Annotated in this window: 17 protein-coding genes; 10 read left to right on the top strand and 7 right to left on the bottom strand. The window is 65.4% G+C overall.

The genetic code is table 11. From position 1 onward, the window contains the following. Window positions 1-48: 48 nt before the first annotated feature. Together L6D75_RS07080 and L6D75_RS07085 are read left to right on the top strand one after the other, a co-directional pair. Entirely contained in the window at window positions 49-834 is a 786-nt protein-coding gene (locus L6D75_RS07080; RefSeq protein WP_176517145.1) for an outer membrane protein OmpK, read from the top strand. Between the two features lie 354 nt (window positions 835-1,188). Next, the gene (locus L6D75_RS07085; protein WP_176517146.1) at window positions 1,189-1,971 is read left to right on the top strand and encodes an outer membrane protein OmpK; all 783 of its coding nucleotides are present in this window, start codon (window positions 1,189-1,191) and stop codon (window positions 1,969-1,971) included. A gap of 71 nt (window positions 1,972-2,042) precedes the next feature. Here the strand turns inward: L6D75_RS07085 and L6D75_RS07090 are convergent, their stop codons facing one another. Then, window positions 2,043-2,351 carry a hypothetical protein gene (locus L6D75_RS07090; RefSeq protein WP_176517148.1) on the bottom strand — a complete coding sequence of 103 codons (309 nt, stop codon included), beginning with the start codon at window positions 2,349-2,351 and terminating at the stop codon, window positions 2,043-2,045. 151 nt (window positions 2,352-2,502) lie between these two features. On the opposite strand from L6D75_RS07090, the gene L6D75_RS07095 reads away from it, so the two are divergent. Further along, window positions 2,503-4,446, top strand: coding sequence for an LTA synthase family protein (locus tag L6D75_RS07095; protein ID WP_176517149.1), 1,944 nt, complete (start codon window positions 2,503-2,505; stop codon window positions 4,444-4,446). On the opposite strand, the gene L6D75_RS07100 is transcribed toward L6D75_RS07095, so the two are convergent. The 5 genes from L6D75_RS07100 to L6D75_RS07120 are packed head-to-tail and all read right to left on the bottom strand — an operon-like array spanning window position 4,436 to window position 14,028. After that, window positions 4,436-5,344: a DUF808 domain-containing protein gene (locus tag L6D75_RS07100; RefSeq protein ID WP_176517150.1), complete on the bottom strand. Its 909-nt coding sequence runs from the start codon at window positions 5,342-5,344 to the stop codon at window positions 4,436-4,438. The two genes, L6D75_RS07095 and L6D75_RS07100, sit on opposite strands and share 11 nt — an antisense overlap. A gap of 48 nt (window positions 5,345-5,392) precedes the next feature. Beyond that, window positions 5,393-6,799, bottom strand: a complete 1,407-nt coding sequence (locus tag L6D75_RS07105) for an efflux transporter outer membrane subunit (protein WP_176517151.1) — start codon at window positions 6,797-6,799, stop codon at window positions 5,393-5,395. After that, the gene (locus L6D75_RS07110; protein ID WP_176517152.1) at window positions 6,796-9,882 is read right to left on the bottom strand and encodes an efflux RND transporter permease subunit; all 3,087 of its coding nucleotides are present in this window, start codon (window positions 9,880-9,882) and stop codon (window positions 6,796-6,798) included. The genes L6D75_RS07105 and L6D75_RS07110 overlap by 4 nt, the downstream gene beginning before the upstream one ends. Next, entirely contained in the window at window positions 9,879-12,947 is a 3,069-nt protein-coding gene (locus L6D75_RS07115) for an efflux RND transporter permease subunit (RefSeq protein WP_176517153.1), read from the bottom strand. The genes L6D75_RS07110 and L6D75_RS07115 overlap by 4 nt, the downstream gene beginning before the upstream one ends. A gap of 10 nt (window positions 12,948-12,957) precedes the next feature. Beyond that, on the bottom strand, window positions 12,958-14,028 hold the full coding sequence (locus tag L6D75_RS07120; protein WP_371871984.1) for an efflux RND transporter periplasmic adaptor subunit: 1,071 nt from the start codon (window positions 14,026-14,028) through the stop codon (window positions 12,958-12,960). Window positions 14,029-14,294: 266 nt separating this feature from the next. On the opposite strand from L6D75_RS07120, the gene L6D75_RS07125 reads away from it, so the two are divergent. Further along, the gene (locus L6D75_RS07125) at window positions 14,295-14,906 is read left to right on the top strand and encodes a TetR/AcrR family transcriptional regulator (RefSeq protein WP_176517156.1); all 612 of its coding nucleotides are present in this window, start codon (window positions 14,295-14,297) and stop codon (window positions 14,904-14,906) included. A gap of 97 nt (window positions 14,907-15,003) precedes the next feature. On the opposite strand, the gene L6D75_RS07130 is transcribed toward L6D75_RS07125, so the two are convergent. Beyond that, window positions 15,004-15,444, bottom strand: coding sequence for a GlcG/HbpS family heme-binding protein (locus L6D75_RS07130; RefSeq protein WP_176517158.1), 441 nt, complete (start codon window positions 15,442-15,444; stop codon window positions 15,004-15,006). A 257-nt stretch (window positions 15,445-15,701) separates the two neighbouring features. On the opposite strand from L6D75_RS07130, the gene gcl reads away from it, so the two are divergent. The 6 genes from gcl (at window position 15,702) to L6D75_RS07160 (ending at window position 23,211) form a co-directional block, all read left to right on the top strand. Further along, window positions 15,702-17,477 (top strand): glyoxylate carboligase, encoded by a 1,776-nt coding sequence (gene gcl, locus L6D75_RS07135; RefSeq protein ID WP_176517160.1) that lies wholly within the window; start codon window positions 15,702-15,704, stop codon window positions 17,475-17,477. A 53-nt stretch (window positions 17,478-17,530) separates the two neighbouring features. Further along, window positions 17,531-18,313: a hydroxypyruvate isomerase gene (hyi, locus tag L6D75_RS07140; RefSeq protein ID WP_176517162.1), complete on the top strand. Its 783-nt coding sequence runs from the start codon at window positions 17,531-17,533 to the stop codon at window positions 18,311-18,313. Between the two features lie 50 nt (window positions 18,314-18,363). Then, window positions 18,364-19,257 carry a 2-hydroxy-3-oxopropionate reductase gene (locus L6D75_RS07145; RefSeq protein WP_176517163.1) on the top strand — a complete coding sequence of 298 codons (894 nt, stop codon included), beginning with the start codon at window positions 18,364-18,366 and terminating at the stop codon, window positions 19,255-19,257. 211 nt (window positions 19,258-19,468) lie between these two features. Continuing rightward, window positions 19,469-20,743 carry a glycerate kinase type-2 family protein gene (locus tag L6D75_RS07150; RefSeq protein ID WP_176517164.1) on the top strand — a complete coding sequence of 425 codons (1,275 nt, stop codon included), beginning with the start codon at window positions 19,469-19,471 and terminating at the stop codon, window positions 20,741-20,743. Beyond that, window positions 20,740-22,155, top strand: coding sequence for a pyruvate kinase (gene pyk, locus L6D75_RS07155; RefSeq protein WP_176517165.1), 1,416 nt, complete (start codon window positions 20,740-20,742; stop codon window positions 22,153-22,155). Before L6D75_RS07150 ends, pyk begins: the two co-directional genes overlap by 4 nt. A gap of 180 nt (window positions 22,156-22,335) precedes the next feature. Continuing rightward, window positions 22,336-23,211, top strand: a complete 876-nt coding sequence (locus L6D75_RS07160) for an urea transporter (protein ID WP_176517166.1) — start codon at window positions 22,336-22,338, stop codon at window positions 23,209-23,211. Window positions 23,212-23,227 lie beyond the last annotated feature (16 nt).

Genomic DNA, 23,227 nt, shown 5'->3' on the forward strand with positions numbered 1-23,227 from the left:
CGCGCCGAAAAAACCGCCAACAAAAACAATAAGTCCGGGAATCACAACATGAAGCGCATCACCTCGTCACTGCTGCTGGGCAGCAGCCTGCTGGCCACCCTCCCCGCGCACGCAGGCGATTGGCTGCTCTGGCATGGCGAAAGCCTGACCTATCTGTACGGCAAGGATTTCAAGGTCAACCCCGACATCCAGCAGACCATCACCTTCGAGCACGCCAACAAATGGAAGTACGGCGACACGTTCCTGTTCATCGACAAGATCTTCTACAACGGCAAGCCCGACCCGGGCAAAGGCGTGACCACCTACTACGGTGAGTTCAGCCCGCGCCTGTCGTTCGGCAAGATCTTCGACCAGAAGCTGGCCTTCGGCCCGGTCAAGGACGTGCTGCTGGCGATGACCTACGAACGCGGTGAAGGCGACAACGAGGCCTACCTGATCGGCCCCGGCTTCGACCTGGACATCCCGGGCTTCAACTACTTCACCCTCAACTTCTATGTGCGCAACACCGAAGGCAGCCGCCCTGGCGACAATGTCTGGCAGATCACCCCTGGCTGGTCGTACACCATCCCGGTGGGCAAGTCCGACATTCTGATCGACGGTTACATGGACTGGGTGCCCGACAACGACCAGAACAGCCGCGGCACCTACCACGCCAACCTGCACTTCAACCCACAGGTCAAGTACGACCTGGGCAAGGCCCTGAACCTGGGCGCCAAGCAGCTGTACGTGGGCTTCGAGTACAGCTACTGGAAGGACAAGTACGGCATCGACAGCCGCGGCAACCTGGAAAGCAATCAGAGTGTTGCCAGTGCACTGATCAAGGTGCATTTCTGATAACCTGACCGAACGCACAACTTTGTAACAGCGTGTTCCAAGATGGAGCACTTGAGGCCGGGCGCGCAAGCCAGTAATCTGCGCGCCCCCTCGATCAGGGCAGGATGGATTCTGCCTGCGTTTACTGACCGCTCAGTCAATGAATTCGGGCGGTTGGCCAACGTGTTGCCAGCCTGAAATACCCATTTTCATCCGTTCAGAACGAGTCGAGCAGGACCGTTGCCGCCAACCCGGAAAAGTTGGCGCAGCTCTTGCCAAACAGCTGTGGCCTATCGAAAAAAGCTGACTCAAAAGACAAGAACAGCGCCTTTACGAGCGCTGACAACAGATCAAAACAAGGGAGCGACACTCGCAATGCGTACCATCAACAGCCTGATTCTCGCCGGCGGCCTGCTGGCCTGCGGCGCGACCTACGCCGACGACCTGCTGCAGTGGCAGAACAACAGCCTGACCTACCTGTGGGGCAAGAACTTCAAGGTCAACCCTGAAGTGCAGCAGACGGTCACCTTCGAACACGCCGATGGCTGGAAGTACGGCGACAACTTCATCTTCGTCGACAAGATCTTCTACAACGGCAAGAAGGACTTCAACAACGGCCCCAACACCTACTACGGCGAGATCAGCCCGCGCCTGTCGTTCGGCAAGATCTTCGACCAGAAGCTGGAGTTCGGCCCGGTCAAGGACGTGCTGCTGGCCATGACCTATGAGTTCGGCGAGGGTGATACCGAGTCGTACCTGATCGGCCCGGGCTTCGACCTGGCGATCCCAGGCTTCGACTACTTCCAGCTGAACTTCTACCAGCGCACCACCGACGGCAGCCGCCCGGGTGACAACGTCTGGCAGATCACCCCGGTGTGGTCCTACACCCTGCCTGTGGGCTCGTCCGACATCCTCATCGACGGCTACATGGACTGGGTGGTCGACAACGACCAGAACAGCCGTGGCGACTACCACGCCAACCTGCACTTCAACCCGCAGGTCAAGTACGACCTGGGCAAGGCCTTGCACCTGGGCGAGAAGCAGCTGTACGTCGGTTTCGAGTACGACTACTGGAAGAACAAATACGGGATCAAGGATTCCGAAGGCTTCACCACCGACCAGAACACCGCCAGCTTCCTGGTCAAAGTGCACTTCTGATCGGCTGAATCGTGACAGCGTCGAGGGCCATCGACGCTGTCACCGGCAAACGTGTAAGCGATCACTTACACTTATTTAAGCGCTCGCTTATTTACAAAAGAATTTGCCTTGAAGGTCAAAATAATCGATAGCGGCAAGGCCATGCCAATTACCAGCAACGCCAATTCCACCTGGTGATGTTCGAGTATTCGCAAGATATCCAACACCAGCATTACCGCATTGATCGCCAGGGCCAGGCCGAACATCGCGCAACAGCGGTACAGCGCCTGCAGATCCAGCCCCCGCAGCAGCAGGAAAAAGCCCAAGGCCGCCCAGGCCAGGGCCGTGAGCAGGTAGAGCGCCAAGTGATAGGTATCGTAAGTCAATACACTGCCAAACATGTTCCCACCTCCCGATGTGATTAAATTCCAAGGCCTGCGACTATAATTGCGCGTTGCATGTCACGCACTGCGAAATTTTGACAGATTTTTTTCAAAGTCCCTTCTACACTGCCTGTCCTCGCATATCCAAGAAAGACAACAGGCCAACTCCATGCGCAATTCCCTGTCCGCCCCGTGGCGGTACCTGCTACTTGTTTGCTCACTCTGGTTCGGTATTTTTCTGCTGACGCGGATCGTGCTGCTGGTTACCCACCTGGATGAAGTGAGCGGCAATTACTTCTCGCTATTCTTCGGCGGCGCCCTCTACGACCTCAGCTTCCTGGTCTACGCCGCCTTGCCGCTGGGCGTTTACGTGGCACTGTGCCCCGCCGGGCTGTGGCGTACCCGCGGGCATCGCTGGCTGCTGGGCGCGCTGCTGGTGCTGAGCCTGTTCGTGATGCTGTTCGTCGCCGTGGCCGAATGGCTGTTCTGGGACGAGTTCGGCGTGCGCTTCAACTTCATCGCCGTCGACTACCTGGTGTACTCCAAGGAAGTGCTGGACAACATCCGCGAGTCCTACCCACTGCCAACCCTGCTCAGCGCCATCGCCGTGGTCGCCGTGGTGCTTGCCTTGCTGCTGCGCAAGCCGCTGGCCCAGGCCCTGGCCGCACCCGCCGCGACTGCGCGCCAGCGCCTGCTCGGCGTTGCCCTGCTGGCCGTGCTGGTGGGCCTGAACGTGCTGGTGATCGACCAGCAGTTCCCCCGTGGCCAGGGCGGCAACGCCTACCAGCGCGAGCTGGCCAGCAACGGCCCGTACCAGTTCTTCGCCGCCTTCCGTAACAACGAACTGGACTACACCCAGTTCTACGCAAGCCTGGACGCCGCCGATGTCGGCGCGCAGATGCACAAGGAGCTGGCCGAACCGCGCGTGCAGCTCGAAGGCAGCGACCCGCAGGACATCCGCCGCCAGGTCAGCGCCGACGGTGCGCAGCGCACGCCGAACATCATCCTGGTGACCATCGAAAGCTTCAGCGCCAAGTACATGGGCAGCAACGGCGATGACCGCAACCTCACGCCAAACCTCGATGCGCTGCGCCGCCAGAGCCTGTACTTCAACAACTTCTACGCCACCGGCACCCGCACCGACCGCGGCCTGGAAGCCATCACCCTGTCGATCCCGCCCACCCCGGGGCGTTCGATCGTCAAGCGCATCGGCCGCGAAAGCGGTTACGCCAGCCTCGGCCAGCAATTGAAGGCGGTGGGCTACGATGCGGTGTTCGTCTACGGCGGGCGCGGCTACTTCGACAACATGAACGCCTTCTTCAGCGGCAACGGCTACCGCATCGTCGACCAGAGCAGCGTCGATGAAAGCGAGATCAGCTTCAAGAACGCCTGGGGCATGGCCGACGAAGACCTGTACCGCCAGACCCTGAAACTGGCCGATGCCGACCACGCCAAGCAGCAGCCGTTCTTCCTGCAGCTGATGACCACCTCCAACCACCGCCCCTACACCTACCCCGACGGGCGTATCGACATCCCGTCCGGTGAAGGCCGTGAAGGCGCCGTGAAGTACACCGACCACGCCATTGCCGAGTTCCTCGAGCAGGCCAAGGCCAAGCCCTGGTTCGACAACACCCTGTTCATCTTCGTCGCCGACCACACCGCCGGCAGCGCCGGTGTCGAGGACCTGCCGGTGAACAACTACCAGATCCCGCTGTGGATCTACGCGCCCAAGCTGGTCGAAGCGCGCGAGGATGGCAAGCTGGCCAGCCAGATCGACCTGGCGCCCACCGTGCTCGGCCTGCTCAACCTGAACTACACCTCGACCTTCTTTGGCCGCGACCTGCTCAAGGAAGATGCCCTGCCGCCACGGGTGCTGATCGGCAACTACCAGCACCTGGGCCTGTTCGACGGCCAGGACCTGGCCATCCTCAGCCCGCGCGGCGGCATGCGCGTGCACCAGGATGCCCTGGGCAACAGCCGCGAAACCACCGTGGGCAATGACAACCCGCTGGTACGCCGGGCCATCGCCTACTACCAGAGCGCCGCCTATGGCTTCAGCCAGGGCCTGCTGAGCTGGAAACCGGCCGACAGCAACGTGGTGGTCAGCCCCTGATCGCCCGCCACAGCCTGGAAGCGGCGCTGACCACCGCCAGCACCACTGCGCCGGCCAGCACCCCGGCCACGCCGTTGAGCAACGCCCCGGTCAGCGCCCCACCGCGCCCCTCGCTGAACGCCTCGATGGCGTGATGCAGGGGCGCGATGCCATGCACCAGGATGCCGCCACCGACCAGGAACATCGCCGCGGTGCCGATCACCGACAGGCTCTTCATCATGTAGGGCGCGGCGCGCAGGATGCCGTTGCCCACTGCCCGGGCCAGGCTCGACGCCTTCTGCGTCAGCCACAGGCCCAGGTCATCGAGCTTGACGATGCCGCCCACCAGCCCGTACACGCCGATGGTCATGATGATGGCGATGCCTGACAGCACGATGATCTGCTGGGTCAGCGGCGCATCGGCCACGGTGCCCAGGGTAATGGCGATGATCTCCGCCGAAAGGATGAAGTCGGTGCGCACCGCGCCCTTGATCTTGGCTTTCTCGTAGGCCACCAGGTCGACATTGGCATCGGCCACGGCTTGCTTGCGCGCCTCTTGCTGGGCGCTGTCCTGCTCCTTGCCATGCAGGAACTTGTGCGCGAGCTTCTCGAAGCCCTCGAAGCACAGGTAGGCACCGCCGACCATCAGCAGCGGCGTCACCGCCCAGGGGATGAACGCACTGATCAGCAGCGCCGCCGGCACCAATATCGCCTTGTTGATGAACGAGCCCTTGGCCACCGCCCACACCACCGGGATCTCGCGCTCGGCGCGCACACCGGTGACCTGCTGGGCATTGAGCGCCAGGTCGTCGCCAAGCACCCCGGCGGTCTTCTTCGCCGCGACCTTGGTCATCAGCGAGACATCGTCGAGCACCGTGGCGATGTCGTCGATCAATACCAGCAGACTGCTTGCGGCCATGGTTCACGTTTCCCTACGAAGCAAAACCTGCAGCATACTCCGCGCCGCTCAGGGTGCCCAGCCGCCGCCCAGGCTCTGGATCAGGGCGACGCTGGCCTGGCTCAGCTGGCCCTGGGCATCGCGCAGGTTCTGCTCGCTCTGCAACAGCAGCAATTGCTGGGTCACCACCGCTTGCTGGCTGACCACGCCCACCCGCTGCTGGGTCTGCTGGCTGGCGAACAGCTGCTGGTTGCGCTGGTGGATCTGGCCGAAGGTGTCGGCCTGGCGCTGCAGGTGGTTGAGCGCCGAGAGGTTGTCCTCGACGTTCTGCAGCGCAGCCAGCACGGCCCCTCGGTAGTTGGCCACGTCCTCGTCGTAGCCGGCATACGCCTGGCGCAGGCTGGCCTCGCGGGCGCCGCCGTCGAACAAGGTGGCCGCCAGCGCCGGGCCCAGGCTCCAGATACGGTTGGGCACACTGAACAGGCCACCCAGGGCACTGCCGCGAAAACCGACTTCGGCGCTGAGGTCGAGGGTGGGGTAGAACGCCGCCTCGGCCACCCCGATGCGGGCATTGGCCGCCGCCGCCGTGCGTTCGGCGGCAATCACGTCGGGGCGGCGCAGCAACAGCCGCGATGGCAGGCTCAGCGGCGGGTGCGGCACGGCGAAGGCATAGTCGCTGCGCGGCGCGATGCTGAACTGCGCAGGTGCCTGGCCGACCAGCACGGCCAAGGCATGCTCGAACTGCTCGCGGCTGCGCTGGGCGGTCTGCAACGCGGCCACCACCGTGCTCAACTGGTCCTGGGCCACCAGCAACTGGTCGTTGGACGCGGCGCCTTGCACGAAGCTCGCCTGGGTCATGTCCAGCAGCTGCTGGTTGAGCTGCTGCTGGCGTTCGAGCAAGGCGATGTCCAGGTCCAGCTGGCGCAGGCCGAGGTAATTGCTGGCAACGCTGCTGGCAATCGACAGGCGCACCCCGGCCAGCTGCGCATCGGAGGCCTGCGCCAGCGCTTCGCTCGATTCGAGGGTACGCCGCACCTGCCCCCACAGGTCCGGCTCCCAGCTGGCGCCCAAGGTGGCGCTGACAGTCTGCTGCACGCCGCTGCCGGTGCCCTTGGACAAGGTCGCCCCGCCGCCATCGACGCCGCGCGTCGCCGAAAGGCCGGCGGTCACGGTCGGCCACAGCCCGGCGCGGCTGATGGCCACCTGGTCCCTGGCCTGGCGCCAGGCCGCTTCGGCGGCGACGATCGACTGGTTGGCCCGCGCCGACTGCTCGATCAGGCTGTTCAGCTGGGCATCGCCAAAGCCCAGCCACCAGCGGCTGTCCAGGGCGCCCTGCGGGTTGGCGGCCGCGCGCTGCCATTGCCCGCCTTCCTTGAAGCCCTGGGGCAGCGCCATCGCCGGGCGCTGGTAATCAGGCCCGACCATGCAGCCCCCCAGCAACAGGCACAGGGCCAGGCAAGCGCTGCGCAGGTTCATCTGCCTTGCTCCTTGCCGGTGCCACGCAGCCGGCTTGCCAGGCGGTCCAGCCACAGGTAGATCACCGGCGTGCTGTACAGCGTCAGCAGCTGGCTGAACAGCAGCCCGCCAATGATCGAGATGCCCAGCGGCCGGCGCAGTTCGGCGCCATAGCCATTGCCCAGCACCAGCGGCAGCGCGCCCAGGGTCGCCGCCAGGGTGGTCATCATGATCGGCCGCACCCGCACCAGGCAGGCCTGGCGGATCGCCGCCCGCGCATCCAGGCCCTCGGTGCGGCGCGTGTGCAGGGCGAAGTCGATCATCATGATCGCGTTCTTCTTGACGATGCCAATCAGCAGGATCACCCCCACCAAGGCGATGATCGACAGTTCCGTGCCGGTCAGCAGCAGCGCCACCAGCGCACCGACGCCCGCCGAGGGCAGGGTCGAGAGGATGGTCAGCGGGTGCACCAGGTTTTCGTAGAGGATGCCCAGCACGATGTACACCGACACCAGCGCCGCGACGATCAGCAACGGCTCGCTGGCCAGCGAGGCCTTGAACACTTGCGCGGTACCGGCAAACTCCCCCACCACGCTGGCGGGCATGCGCAGCTGCGCCACGCCCGCATCGACCAGCGCGGTGGCCTGGCCGATCGACACCCCCGGCGCCAGGTTGAATGACGCCGTGACGGCCGGGAAGGTGCCCTGGTGGTTGATGGCAATCGCCGTGCGCGCCAGCGCCTGGTTGGCCACGGCGGCCAGCGGCACCAGTGGCGTTGCGCCCTGGCTGCTGGGCAGGTAGAGGGTCTTGAGCACCGCCGGGTCGCTCCAGTAGGACGGCGCCAGGCTCATCACCACGTGGTACTGGTTGGCGGCGCGGTACAGGGTCGACACCTGGCGCTGGCCAAAGGCGTCGTATAGCGTCTGGTCCACTGCCGCCATGTTCACCCCCAGCCGCGCCGCGGCATCCCGGTTGACCTGCAGGTGCGTCATCAGGCTGGCGTTCTGCTGGTCGGTGTTGACGTCGGTGAGCTGCGCCAAGCCGCGCAGCACCGCCACCACCTTGGGCACCCACTGATCGAGGCTGGCCTGGTCGTCCGCGGTCAGGGTGTACTGGAATTGCGCGCCGCTCTGCCGGCCGCCGACCGTGATGTCCTGGGCCGACTGCAGGTACAGCCGGGTACCCGGCATCGCGCCCAGGGCGTGGCGGATCTGCGCGATCACCTGGTCGGCGCTGGCCTGGCGTTCGCCCTTGGGCTTGAGCGCGACGAACAGCTGGGCGCTGTTGATCGCCCCCGAACCACCGCCACCGCCACCGCCGACGAACCCGCCCACGGTCTGGACATTGGGGTTGCTCACCACCTGGCGGTTGATCTCGCGAAAGTCAGCCTGCATCGCGGCATACGACACACTCTGCGACGCCAGGATGGTCCCCGACAGCCGGCCACTGTCCTCCTGCGGGAAGAAGCCCTTGGGCACCAGCACGTACAGCACCACCGCCAAGCCCATCACCAGCAGGGTCAAAAGCCCCATCAAGCGCGAATGGCCGATCACCCAGGCCAGGCTGCGGTCGTAGAAGCGGTGGAACCGCGAATCCGGCGTATCGCCCGCGTGCGCCTGCGCCGGTGGGCGCAGCAGCACGCTGGCCAGCACCGGGGTGATGGTCAGCGAGATCAGCATCGAGATGACGATCGACAACGACAAGGTCACGGAAAACTCGCGGAACAAGCGCCCGACGATGCCGCCCATGAGCAGCAGCGGGATGAACACCGCCACCAGCGAGACGCTGATGCTCAACACCGTGAAGCCCACCTCGCCGGCGCCGTCCAGCGCCGCCTGCAGGCGCGGCACGCCACGTTCGAGGTGGCGCATGATGTTCTCCACCACCACGATCGCATCGTCCACCACGAAACCGGTGGCGATGGTCAGCGCCATCAGCGACAGGTTGTTCAGGCTGTAGCCCAGAAAATACATGCCGGCAAAGGTGCCCAGCAGCGACAACGGCACGGCGATGGCCGGCACCAGGGTGCTGCGCCAGTCGCGAAAGAAGCCGTAGGTCACCAGCGTGACCAGGGCGATGGCCGCCAGCAGGGTGATTTCCACATCGCGCAGCGAGGCGCGAATGGTGGTGCTGCGGTCCATGAGGATGCTCAGCTTGATGGTCGCCGGGATCGACGCCTGCAGCAAAGGCAGCTGCGCCTTCACCGCATCGACCGTGTCGATCACGTTGGCCCCGGGCTGCTTGAACAACACCAGCAGCACCGCCGGCTTGCCGTTGAACAGGCCGAAGTTGCGCAGGTCTTCGACATCCTCGCGCACCTGGCCCAGGTCGGCGATGCGCACCAGGCTGCCGCCGTCATGCTTGACCACCAGCGGCGCATAGTCGCCCGGGGTGTACAGCTGGTCGTTGGCCGCCAGCAGGTGATTCTGCCCGGCCAGCTCCAGGGCGCCCTTGGGCTGGTTGACGTTGGCGCTGGCGATGGCCGTGCGCACCTGCTCGAGGCTGATGCCGTAGTGGTTGAGCCGGTCGGGGTTGAGCTCCACGCGCACGGCCGGCAAGGCCCCGCCGCCGACCGTGACATCGCCCACCCCGCGGGTCTGCAGCAGGCGCTGCTCGAGCAAGGTGGAGGCCACGTCGTACATCTGCGCCGGGGTGGCGCTTGCGGAGGTCAGGCCGATGATCAGGATCGGCGAGTCGGCCGGGTTGACCTTGCGGTAGGTCGGGTTGCCCGACAGGTCGCTGGGCAGGTTGCTGCGCGCGGCATTGATCGCTGCCTGCACATCGCGCGCGGCGCCATCGATGTTGCGATCCAGGTCGAACTGCAAGTTGATCCGCGTGGCGCCCAGGGTGCTCGAGGAGGTCATCTGGGTGACCCCGGCGATCTGCCCGAACTGGCGCTCCAGCGGCGTGGCCACCGAGGTGGCCACGGTGTAGGGGTCGGCGCCCGGCAGCGATGCGCGCACGCTGATGGTGGGGAAGTCGACTTCCGGCAGCGGCGCCACCGGCAACAAGGTGAACGCCAGGGCGCCGAACAGGGCCAGGCCCAGGGCCAGCAGCGCCGTGGCCACCGGGCGCCGGATGAACGGCGCGCTGAGGTTGCTCATGGCGCCTCCAGCAACGCGCGGCGCCGCCTGAAGCGCTGCCCCAGGCCGTTCATGGCCAGGTAGATCACCGGGGTGGAGAACAGCGTCAGCGCCTGGCTCAGCAGCAACCCGCCGATGATCGCGATGCCCAACGGGTGGCGCAGCTCGGAGCCCACGCCACTGCCGAACGCCAGGGGCAGCGCACCGAACAGCGAGGCCAGGCTGGTCATCAGGATCGGCCGCAGGCGCAGCTGCGCGGCCTTGCGGATCGCCGCCAGCGGCTCGGCGCCTTCACCGCGCTGCAGCTCCAGGGCGAAGTCGACCATCATGATGCCGTTCTTCATCACGATGCCGATCAGCAGCACGATGCCGATCAGGCCGATGATGTCGAACTGCGTGCCGGTGATCAGCAACGCCAGCAACGCGCCCAGCGCCGCCGACAGCAGGGTGGAAAGAATGGTCACCGGGTGCACGAAGCTTTCGTAGAGGATGCCCAGCATCAGGTACACCACGACGATCGCCGCGCCCACCAGAAACGCCTGGTTGCCCAGCGAATCGGCAAAGGTCGCCGCCGCCCCCTCCAGCGACAGCTGCACCGAGGCCGGCATGCCCAGTTGCGTTTCGATGGCCTTGAGCCGGTCCACCGCCGCCCCCAGCGACTGCCCCGGGGCCAGGTTGAAGGCGATGTCGGCGTAGGGGAACTGGCCGAGCCGGTTGAGCGTCAGCGGCACCCGCTGCACGCTCTGCGTGGCCATGCTCGACAACGGCGCCACGCCGCCACCGGGCAGGCCCACGTAGAGGCCTGTCAGCAGGTCGGCAAGGTTGCGTGGCGGGCGGTCGCTGACCATCACCACATGGTACTGATTGAGCTGGGTGTACAAGGTCGAGACCTGGCGCTGGCCAAAGGCGTCGTACAGCACATCGTCGATGGCCTGGGGGGTGACGCCCAGGCGCGAGGCGGTGGCGCGGTCGAAGTCCAGTTGCACCTGGTTGCCGAACTGCATCGCCTGGCTCTGCACGTCGGTGAAGGTCGGGTCCTGGCGGATCGCCGCCAGCAGCTTGCCGGTCCACTGTTCGAGGGTCTGCATGTCGCCGGCCTGCAGGCCCAGGCGGTAGGCAGTGGTGGACACCGTGGCATCCAGGGTCAGGTCCTGCACGCCGTGCAGGTACAGGCGGATGCCGGCATCGTCGGCGTTGGCGTCGGCCAGCCGGCGAATCACCGCCGCGGCGCTGTCACGTTCGCCGCGTGGCTTGAGGTTGATCAGCAGGCTGCCCTGGTTGAGGGTCGGGTTGTTCTGGTCGATGCCGACGAACGACGACAGGCTCTGCACCGCCGGGTCTTGCAGAATGCGCGCGACCAGGCGCTGCTGCTGTTGCTGCATGCCCTGGAACGAGGTGCTGGGCGCCGCCTGGGAAATACCCTGGATCAGGCCGGTGTCCTGCTCGGGGAAGAAGCCCTTGGGCATGGCCAGCAAGGTCAGCAGCGTCAATGCCGCCGTCAACAGCACCGACAACAGCGCCAGGCCACGGTGCGCCAGCACCCAGTCCAGGCCGCGCAGGTAACGGCCCTCGACACGGGTGAACAGGTCGCTTGCCTGGCTGTTCTGCCGGTGGCGCAGCAGGCGGGCGCAGAGCATGGGGGTCAGGGTCAGGGTGATGAGCGCGGAAATGACGATGGTCACGGCCACGGTCATGGCGAACTCACGGAACAACCGCCCGACCACATCGCCCATGAACAGCAGCGGGATCATCACCGCGATCAGCGCGATGGACAGCGAGACGATGGTGAAACCAATCTGCGCCGCGCCTTTGAGCGCCGCCTGCAACGGCGTGTCGCCGGCCTCCAGGTAACGGGTGATGTTCTCGACCATGACGATGGCATCGTCGACCACGAAACCGATGGAGATGGTCAGCGCCATCAACGTCAGGTTGTTCAGGGAAAAGCCCAGGGTGTAGATCACCGCCAGCGTGCCGACCAGCGTCAATGGCACGGTCAAGGCCGGGATCAGGGTGGCGGCCAGGTTGCGCAGGAACAGCAGGATCACCAGCACCACCAGCACCACGGCCACGCCCAGCTCGAACTGCACGTCGCTGACCGAGGCACGGATGGTCTGGGTGCGGTCGGTGAGCACAGCCACCTTGAGCGTGCCCGGCAGGCTGGCGCGCAGGGTCGGCAGCAGCCGCTGGACCCGGTCCACCACGTCGATCACGTTGGCCCCCGGTTGGCGCTGGATGTTCAGCACGATGGCCGGGGTGCCGTTGGTCCAGGCCGCCTGGCGCGGGTTTTCTGCGCCGAGGATGGAGCTGGCGACCTGGGACAGGCGAATCGCCGCACCGTTGCGGTAGGCGATCACCAGGTCGCGGTAGTCTTCGGGTTGCTGCAACTGATCGTTGGCGCCGATCGAATAGGCCTGGTAGCGGCCATCGAGGTTGCCTTTGGCCTGGTTGACGTTGGCACTGCCCAGCGAGCTGCGCAGGTCTTCCAGTGACAGGCCCAGGTTGTTCAGCGCCGAGGTGTTGGCCTCGATGCGCACGGCCGGGCGCTGGCCGCCGCTGATGGTCACCAGGCCAACCCCGGCGATCTGCGAAATCTTCTGCGCCAGGCGTGTGTCGGCCAGGTCCTGGACCTTGGTCAACGGCAGCACGTCGGAGGTCAGCGACAAGGTCAGCACCGGCGCATCGGCTGGGTTGACCTTGCTGTACACCGGCGGGTACGGCAGGTTGGCCGGCAGGAATGTGCCGGCGGCATTGATCGCTGCCTGCACTTCCTGCTCGGCGACGTCCAGCGACAGCGCCAGGTCGAACTGCAGGGTCAGCACCGAGGCGCCGTCCGAGCTGGTCGAGCCCATCGAGCGCAGCCCCGGCATCTCGCCCAGCTGGCGTTCGAGCGGCGCGCTGATCGACGAGCTGATCACCTCGGGGCTGGCGCCGGGGTACTGGGTGAACACCTGGATGGTCGGGTAGTCGACCTGCGGCAACGCCGAGACCGGCAGCAGGCGATAACCGAGGATGCCCAGCAGCAGTACCGCGCACATCAGCAGGCAGGTGGCTACCGGCCGCTCGATGAACGGGCGCGAGATGTTCATTGGCCGCGGCTCATGGCGCCACGACCTTGATCGGCGAGCCGTCGTCGAGCTTGTCGGCGCCTTCGGTGATCACCTGCTCACCGGGCCGCACGCCTTGCTCGAGAATCGCCGTGAGCTCGCCACTCGCAGGCCCGCTGCGCACCTTGCGCAACTGCGCCTTGGTGCCCTGGGCGATGAACACGAAATCGCCCTGGCTGCCATGCTGGATGGCCCGCGTCGGCACCACCGGCACCTGCTGCAGGGTGTCGGCCTTGAGCCGGGCATTGACGAACTGGTTGGGAAACAGCGCATTGCCGGCCGTGTCGAAACGCGCCTTGACCTTGACCGTGCCGGTGCTGGTGTCGACCTGGTTGTCCAGCGCCAGGAGCATGCCCGTGGCCAGCAGCACGCGCTTGTCGCGGTCGAAAGCCAGCACGCTCACCGGCCCCTGCACCTGGGCCTGGTGGATCTTGCCCAGGTCATCCTCGGGCACGGCGAACACCACCGTGGCCGGGCGCATCTGGGTGATCACCGCGATCGGCGTGGTGCTGGTGGTGCTGACATAGTTGCCCGGGTCCACCTGGCGCAAGCCCACCACACCATCGACCGGCGAGGTGAGGGTGCAATAGCCCAGTTGCACTTCAAGGTTCTGCACCGCCCCCTGGTCGGCGGCCACGGTGCCGGCCAGCTGCTCGACGGTCGAGGCCTGGGTGTCGAGGGTCTGCTGGCTGACCGAGCCGGCCTTGATCAGTTCGCGAAACCGCGCCAGGTCGCGCCGGGCGTTGTCCAGCACCGCCTGGTCGTGGGCCAGCACGCCACGCGCCTGCGCCAGCTGGGCCTTGATCGCGCGGTCATCGATCCGTGCAATCACCTGGCCCTGGCGCACGGCCTGGCCTTCCTGGAACTCCACGGTGGCGAGAATGCCGTTGACCTGGGTGCTGACACTGACGCTGCGCGAGGGCGTGACCGTGCCCAGGGCGTCGATGTACACCGGCACATCCTGGACCGCCACGGCCACCGCAGCCACCGGCTCGCCGGCAGCTGCCGGGCGCTGCGGGTGCGCGGGCCGCGACCACCACCAGCAGGCCAGCAAGACCAGCAGCAGCCCTCCCAGGCCGAGCAGCAACCGGTGTGTGATTCGTTTGCCTTTGCCCACGACAGTGCGTCCGCTCAAGTCGATCCAGGGGTCAGGCGACCAACCGGGCGTGGGGCCGACAGCAGGCCGCTGCCAGGCAAAGGGTCGTCGAGTTGAAACTCTAGCAGCGCGGCGGCGCCGGCAACGGGCCACGCGCATTTCGTTCAGGCAAGCGACAGCGTGGCATTCAGTGCTACCATCCGGGCTCGCAGCGTCAAAGGACCGCCAGCACCATGAGTACCATTCGCGAGCGCAACAAGGAGCTGATCCTGCGCGCAGCCAGTGAAGAATTCGCCGACAAGGGTTTCGCCGCCACCAAGACCAGCGATATCGCGGCCAAGGCCGGCCTGCCCAAGCCGAACGTGTATTACTACTTCAAGTCCAAGGACAACCTCTATCGCGAGGTCCTGGAAAGCATCATCGCGCCGATCATGCAGGCTTCGACGCCGTTCAATGCCGACGGTGATCCGAAGGAAGTGCTAAGCGCCTACATCCGCTCGAAGATCCGCATTTCGCGCGACCTGCCGCATGCCTCGAAGGTGTTCGCCAGCGAGATCATGCATGGCGCGCCGCACCTGTCGCCCAACCAGGTCGAGCAGCTCAACGAGCAGGCCCACCACAACATCGAGTGCATCAAGCGCTGGATCGAGCGCGGGCAGATCGCCCATGTCGACCCCCATCACCTGATGTTCAGCATCTGGGCGGCGACGCAGACCTACGCCGATTTCGACTGGCAGATTTCGGTGATCACCGGCAAGGCCAAGCTGGCCGACAGTGATTATGAAGCGGCCGCCGAAACCATCATTCGGCTGGTGCTCAAGGGCTGCGAGCCCGAAGCGGCCTGAAGGCCCGATCGCCGGCAAGCCGGCTCCCACAAGGATGCGCTGAGCGCCCTGTGGGAGCCGGCTTGCCGGCGATGAGGCCGGCCCAGTCAATAAAGAATCAGGCAGCCACCCCCGCATCCGCCTTCAACCCCACCTCTTCGATCGCACTGATCGCGCACTGCTCGTCGATATCCGACGTATCGCCACTGATCCCTACCGCTCCCAGCACCTTGCCGTCCTGATCACGAATCAACACGCCCCCCGGCGCCGGCACCACCGGGCGCTCACCCAGCCCGTTCAACGCCGCGAAAAACGCCGGCCGTTGCTGCGCATCCAGCGCCAGCAGGCGCGAGCCCTTGCCCAGCGCGATCGCACCCCAGGCCTTGCCGGTGGCCACCTCTGGGCGAATCAGGCTGGCGCCGTCCTCGCGTTGCAGCGCCAACAGGTGCCCGCCGGCATCCAGCACCGCGACCGTCAACGGCGCGGCATTGATCTTGCGGCCCGCTGCCAGCGCGGCGTTGACCAGGCTGACAGCGACTTTCAGGTTCAAAACGTTCATGGAAAGGTCCTCTTCTTGTTGTGAGAAGCCCTGAGGGCAGGTGAAAAAGCGATAAGGCAATAGAACACAACTGAATGACTTTTTGTATACAATAAATTGAAACGATCGTATGCGAGCTCGCAAACCACCGTTTTCATGGGCGCTCGAACGAAAGCAATGTCTGCCGACGAAAACCCGTTGACCTAAGCCGCCTGCCATGAATACACTCTGGCACAAAGCAAGTTGTATACAATTACAAAATCGATGAGGCACAAACCATGAGCAAAATGAGAGCAATCGATGCAGCCGTTCTGGTCATGCGCCGTGAAGGTGTAGATACCGCGTTCGGCATCCCGGGGGCTGCCATCAACCCGTTGTACTCGGCCCTGAAGAAAGTGGGTGGCATCGATCACGTCCTCGCTCGTCACGTCGAAGGCGCCTCGCACATGGCCGAGGGTTACACCCGCGCCAACCCAGGCAACATCGGCGTGTGCATCGGTACCTCCGGCCCAGCCGGCACCGACATGGTCACCGGCCTGTACAGTGCGTCGGCCGACTCCATCCCAATTCTCTGCATCACCGGCCAGGCTCCGCGTGCCCGCCTGCACAAGGAAGACTTCCAGGCCGTCGATATCACCAGCATCGTCAAGCCGGTCACCAAGTGGGCCACCACCGTCCTGGAGCCGGGCCAAGTGCCTTACGCCTTCCAGAAGGCCTTCTACGAAATGCGCACCGGCCGCCCAGGCCCTGTGCTGATCGACCTGCCGTTCGACGTGCAGATGGCTGAAATCGAATTCGACATCGACGCCTACGAGCCGCTGCCGGTCAACAAGCCGTCGGCCACCCGCGTGCAGGCCGAAAAAGCCCTGGCCCTGCTCAATGACGCCGAGCGCCCACTGCTGGTAGCCGGTGGCGGCATCATCAACGCCGACGCCAGCGACAAGCTGGTCGAGTTCGCCGAACTGACCGGCGTGCCCGTGATCCCGACCCTGATGGGCTGGGGCACCATCCCCGACGACCACGCGCAGATGGTCGGCATGGTCGGCCTGCAGACTTCGCACCGCTACGGCAACGCCACCCTGCTCAAATCCGACCTGGTGTTCGGTATCGGCAACCGCTGGGCCAACCGCCACACCGGTTCCGTCGATGTCTACACCGAAGGCCGCAAGTTCGTGCACGTGGACATCGAACCGACCCAGATCGGCCGTGTGTTCACCCCGGACCTGGGCATCGTTTCCGACGCCGGCAAGGCGCTGGACGTGTTCCTGGAAGTGGCCCGCGAGTGGAAAGCCGCTGGCAAGCTCAAGTGCCGCAAGGCCTGGCTGGAAGACTGCCAGCAGCGCAAGGCCACCTTGCAGCGCAAGACCCACTTCGACAACGTGCCGGTCAAGCCGCAGCGCGTGTACGAAGAGATGAACCAGGTGTTCGGCAAGGACACCTGCTACGTCAGCACCATCGGCCTGTCGCAGATCGCCGGTGCGCAGTTCCTGCACGTGTACAAGCCTCGCCACTGGATCAACTGCGGCCAGGCCGGCCCGCTGGGCTGGACCATCCCTGCCGCGCTGGGCGTGGTCAAGGCCGACCCGAAACGCAAGGTCGTCGCGCTGTCCGGTGACTACGACTTCCAGTTCATGATCGAAGAACTGGCAGTGGGCGCGCAGTTCAACCTGCCGTATGTCCACGTGCTGGTGAACAACGCCTACCTGGGCCTGATTCGCCAGGCGCAGCGTGGCTTCGACATGGATTACTGTGTACAACTGGCGTTCGAGAACATCAACGCCACCGACGCCGCCACCTACGGTGTCGACCACGTCGCCGTGGTCGAAGGCCTGGGCTGCAAGGCCATCCGCGTGTTCGAGCCGAACGACATCGCCCCTGCCCTGCTCAAGGCGCAGAAGATGGCCGAAGAGTTCCGCGTGCCGGTGGTGGTCGAAGTGATTCTCGAGCGTGTGACCAACATTTCCATGGGCACCGAGATCAACGCGGTCAACGAATTCGAAGACCTCGCCCTGGTCGGCAACGACGCGCCAACCGCCATCTCGATGCTCGACTGATCGCCTGACGCCCCCGGGCTTGCCCGGGGGCCTTCATCGCTAGGAGACAACCCATGCCTCGCTTCGCTGCCAACCTGTCCATGCTGTTCACCGAACAGGACTTCCTGGCCCGCTTCAAGGCTGCCGCCGATGCCGGTTTCAGCGGTGTCGAATACCTCTTCCCGTATGATTTCAGCGCCGCCGAAATCAAACAGCAGCTCGATGCCCACGGCCTGACCCAGGTGCTGTTCAACCTGCCGGCTGGCGACTGGTCCAAAGGTGAGCGCGGCATTACCTGCCACCCCGACCGCATCGAAGAATTCCGCGCTGGCGTGGACAAGGCCATCGAGTACGCCAAGGTGCTGGGCAACACCCAGGTCAACGCCCTGGCCGGCATCCGCCCGCAAGGCCCGGACTGCGCCACCGTGCGCAAGACCTTCGTCGAAAACCTGCGCTATGCCGCCGACAAGCTCAAGGCCGCAGGCATTCGCCTGGTCATGGAGATGATCAACACCCGCGACATCCCGGGCTTCTACCTGAACACCACCCAGCAGGCCCTGGAAATCCAGGCCGAAGTGGGCAGCGACAACCTGTTCCTGCAGTACGACATCTACCACATGCAGATCATGGAAGGTGACCTGGCTCGCACCCTGCAAGCCAACCTGCCGCTGATCAACCACATCCAGCTGGCCGACAACCCAGGCCGCAACGAGCCAGGCACCGGCGAGATCAACTACCGCTTCCTGTTCGAGCACCTGGACCGCATCGGCTACCAGGGCTGGGTGGGCGCCGAGTACAAGCCGCTGACCACCACCGAAGCAGGCCTGGGCTGGCTCAAGACCCATAACGCGATCTGAATCACCGCTCCCATCGGGACCGCGAACAAATATAAAAGAGGTAATTTCTCATGGCTAAAATCGGATTCCTCGGCACCGGCATCATGGGCAAGCCCATGGCCCAGAACCTGCAAAAAGCAGGTCACAGCATCTTCCTTTCGACCCACCACGATGCTGCCCCGGCCGACCTGGTCGCCGCCGGCGCCGTAGCCCTGGCCAACCCAAAAGAGGTTGCCCAGGAAGCCGAATTCATCATCGTCATGGTCCCGGACACCCCGCAGGTCGAGAGCGTCCTGTTCGGTGAAAACGGCGTCGCCGAAGGCGTTGGCCCGAACAAGGTCGTGATCGACATGAGCTCGATCTCGCCGACCGCCACCAAGGCCTTCGCCGAGAAGATCAAGGCCACTGGCGCCGCCTACCTGGACGCCCCGGTGTCCGGCGGCGAAGTCGGTGCCAAGGCTGCGACCCTGAGCATCATGGTCGGTGGCTGCCCGAAAGCCTTCGAGCGCGCCCTGCCGCTGTTCGAAGCCATGGGCAAGAACATCACCCGCGTGGGTGGCAATGGCGACGGCCAGACCGCCAAGGTGGCCAACCAGATCATCGTCGCGCTGAACATCCAGGCGGTTGCCGAAGCCCTGCTGTTCGCCGCCAAGAACGGCGCCGACCCAGCCAAGGTGCGTGAAGCACTGATGGGCGGCTTCGCTTCCTCGAAGATCCTCGAAGTGCACGCCGAGCGCATGATCAAGGGCACCTTCGACCCAGGCTTCCGCATCAACCTGCACCAGAAGGACCTGAACCTGGCCCTGCAGGGCGCCAAGGAACTGGGCATCAACCTGCCCAACACCTCCAACGCCCAGCAAGTGTTCAACACCTGCCAGGCCCTGGGCGGCGGCAACTGGGACCACTCGGCGCTGATCAAAGGCCTGGAGCACATGGCCAACTTCTCGATCCGCGACGACAAGTGACACCTTCTCTGGCCCATCGCGGATAAATCCGCTCCTACACGGCAATCCTATGTAGGAGCGGATTCATCCGCGATGCAGCCAACACCGATGAGCCTGCGACCACAGGTTCATCGGTGACACCGAGCAACACCCGCCCCTGGTTCGGCCTGCACGGAGGCAGTTCCAGGGGCGTTTTCGATTCTGAGAACAACAAGAATTCTGGGAGCCTGCCATGTCGGTCGATCCGCAAAAACTTCTACGCGAGCTGTTCGACACAGCCATCGCCGCCGCCCACCCGCGCCAAGTCCTGGAACCCTACCTGCCCGCCGACCGTAGCGGCCGGGTCATCGTCATCGGCGCCGGCAAGGCTGCCGCCGCCATGGCCGAAGTGGTCGAAAAGAGCTGGCAGGGCGAAGTCTCCGGGCTGGTCGTGACCCGCTACGGCCACGGCGCCAACTGCCAGAAGATCGAGGTGGTCGAAGCCGCCCACCCGGTCCCCGACGCCGCTGGCCTGGCCGTGGCCAAGCGCGTGCTGGAGCTGGTCAGCAACCTCGATGAAAACGACCGCGTGATCTTCCTGCTGTCCGGTGGCGGCTCGGCCCTGCTGGCCCTGCCGGCCGAAGGCCTGACCCTGGCCGACAAGCAGCAGATCAACAAGGCCCTGCTCAAGTCCGGCGCCACCATCGGCGAGATGAACTGCGTGCGCAAGCACCTCTCGGCGATCAAGGGTGGGCGCCTGGCCAAGGCCTGCTGGCCGGCCACCGTCTACACCTACGCGATTTCCGATGTGCCTGGCGACCTGGCCACGGTCATTGCCTCCGGCCCCACCGTGGCCGACCCGAGCACCTCGGCCGACGCCCTGGCGATCCTCAAGCGCTACAACATCGAAGCGCCCAAGGCCGTCATCGACTGGCTCAACAACCCCGCCTCGGAAACCGTCAAGGCCGACGACCCGGCCCTGGCCCGCAGCCATTTCCAGCTGATCGCCAAGCCCCAGCAATCGCTCGAGGCCGCAGCCGTCAAGGCGCGCCAGGCCGGCTTCAGCCCGCTGATCCTCGGCGACCTGGAAGGCGAGTCGCGCGAAGTGGCCAAGGTGCATGCCGGCATCGCCCGGCAGATCGTGCTGCACGGCCAGCCGCTCAAGGCCCCGTGCGTGATCCTCTCCGGTGGCGAAACCACCGTGACCGTGCGCGGCAATGGCCGTGGCGGGCGCAATGCCGAGTTCCTGCTCAGCCTCACCGAAAGCCTCAAGGGCCTGCCGGGCGTGTATGCCCTGGCCGGTGACACCGACGGCATCGACGGCTCGGAAGAAAACGCCGGCGCCTTCATGACCCCAGCCAGCTACGCCCGCGCCGAAGCGCTGGGCCTGTCGGCCAGCGACGAGCTCGACAACAACAACGGCTACGGCTACTTCGCCGCGCTCGACGCCCTGATCGTCACCGAGCCGACCCGCACCAACGTCAACGACTTCCGCGCCATCCTGATCCTCGAGACTGCACAATCATGACGCCTGATAAGAAAGTCAAAATCCTCGCCACCCTCGGCCCTGCGATCAACGGCATCGACGACATCCGCCAGCTGGTCGAAGCCGGGGTGAACATCTTCCGCCTCAACTTCAGCCACGGCGAGCACGCCGACCACGCCCTGCGCTACCAGTGGATCCGTGAAGTCGAGCAGCAGCTGAACTACCCGCTGGGCATCCTCATGGACCTGCAGGGGCCAAAACTGCGCGTCGGCCGCTTCGCCGAAGGCAAGGTGCAGCTGCAACGCGGCCAGGCCCTGCGCCTGGACCTGGACAAGACCCCAGGCGACAGCCGCCGGGTCAACCTGCCGCACCCGGAGATCATCGAAGCGCTTGAGCCTGGCATGGACCTGCTGCTGGACGACGGCAAGCTGCGCCTGCGGGTTACCGCCAAGCACGCCGATGCCATCGACACCGAAGTGCTGGCCGGTGGCGAGCTGTCCGACCGCAAGGGCGTGAACGTGCCGCAGGCGGTGCTCGACCTCTCCCCGCTCACCGAGAAAGACCGCCGCGACCTGGCCTTCGGCCTGGAGCTTGGGGTGGACTGGGTGGCCCTGTCGTTCGTGCAGCGCCCTGAAGACATCGTCGAGGCGCGCCAGCTGATTGGCGACCGTGCCTACCTCATGGCCAAGATCGAGAAGCCCTCTGCCGTCGAGCAGTTGCAGGCCATCGCCGAGCTGGCCGACGCGATCATGGTCGCCCGTGGCGACTTGGGCGTGGAAGTGCCGGCCGAAAGCGTGCCGCAGATCCAGAAAGGCATCATCGGCACCTGCCGCCAGCTGGGCAAGCCGGTGGTGGTGGCCACGCAGATGCTCGAATCGATGCGCTTCTCGCCAGCGCCGACCCGCGCCGAAGTCACCGACGTGGCCAACGCCGTGGCCGAGGGTGCGGACGCGGTGATGCTGTCGGCCGAGACCGCTTCGGGTGACTACCCGCTGGAAGCCGTGCAGATGATGAGCAAGATCATCCGCCAGGTGGAAAACGGCCCGGACTACCAGGCCCAGCTCGACGTCGGCCGGCCGAAGGCCGAGGCCACCGTGTCGGACGCCATCAGCTGCGCGATCCGCCGCATCAGCGGCATCCTGCCGGTGGCGGTACTGGTCAACTACAGCGAGTCGGGGGCTTCGACCCTGCGCGCTGCGCGCGAGCGGCCGCGGGCGCCGATCCTCAACCTGACGCCGAACCTGAACACCGCGCGGCGCCTGAGTGTGGCTTGGGGTGTGCACTCGGTGGTCAATGACCGTTTGCGCCAGGTCGACGAGGTGGTTTCCACGGCGCTGGAGATTGCTCAGGCACAGGGTATGGCCAGCCGGGGTGACACGCTGCTGATTACTGCCGGTGTGCCTTTTGGCAAGCCGGGTTCGACTAATACGCTGCGGATCGAGACCTTGGTCTGAAATCCCGGGGGCGCTTTGCGCCCCTTTCGCGACACAAGGCCGCTCCTACAGGCGACCGCGATCCTCTGTAGGAGCGGCCTTGTGTCGCGAAAGGAGGGCAAAGCCCTCCCCCAACACCGATTGCGGAAAACCGAGGCCCAAAGAGGCCCACCGCTCGTCCATCAACCTTGCCGACTGCCCATGTACACCAAAAATTTCGTCAACCCGTGCCCCGACTGGGCCACGGCCTTGCTCAACGGCTTCAGCCAGGTGCTGCTGCTGCGCAGCCCCCTGTGCGGCCTGCTGTGCCTGCTGGCCATCCTGCTGACCGCCCCCAACCTGGTCGGCGGCGCCCTGCTCGGCGCCCTCGCCGGCCTGCTCACGGCCCAGCGCCGCGGCTACGACCGCGCCGACCGCCAGGCCGGGCTGTACTGCTACAACGGCGTGCTGATCGGCATCCTGATCAGCGCCGTGCTGCCCTGGTCGGCGATCATGCCGCCACTGATCATCGCCGCCGGTGGTCTTTCCAGCATCATCACCCACCAGTGGCGCAAGCGCGGCGGCAAGCTGCTGATCGCCTATACCGCGCCCTTCGTCCTGCTCGGCTGGTGCACGCTGCTGCTGGCCACGCCCGCGCCCAGCGGCCTGGTCGAAGCCGACCCGCTGCACGCCCTGGCGCGCGGTGTGGGGCAGATCTTCCTGCTCGACCAGCCATTGGCCGGGTTGCTGATCATCGCCGGCATGTTCATTGCCAACCCTTACGCGGCCCTGTGGGCCGTGATCGGCTCGGCCATAGGCGGCGGCGTGGCGCTGCTGGCCGACCAGGCCCAGGGCGCCTGGCTGGGGTTGTACGGGTTCAATGCCGCGCTGGCCGCGCTGGCCTTCAGCCGCCAGGGCGAACGCCCCTGGGTGACGCTGCTGGCCATCGCCCTGGCGTTGTTGCTGCAACCGCTGTTCAAGCTGCTGCCCGTGGCCGGGCTGACCGCGCCCTTCGTCGTCGCCTGCTGGCTGATGCACCTGGGCAACCACCTGGCGCAGCTCAACCAGCGCGGCAACGCCCGCCGCTTGCACAGCTGAAAGCCAGCCCCTAGGC

Source organism: Pseudomonas faucium (assembly GCF_021602585.1).
GTDB lineage: Bacteria > Pseudomonadota > Gammaproteobacteria > Pseudomonadales > Pseudomonadaceae > Aquipseudomonas > Aquipseudomonas faucium.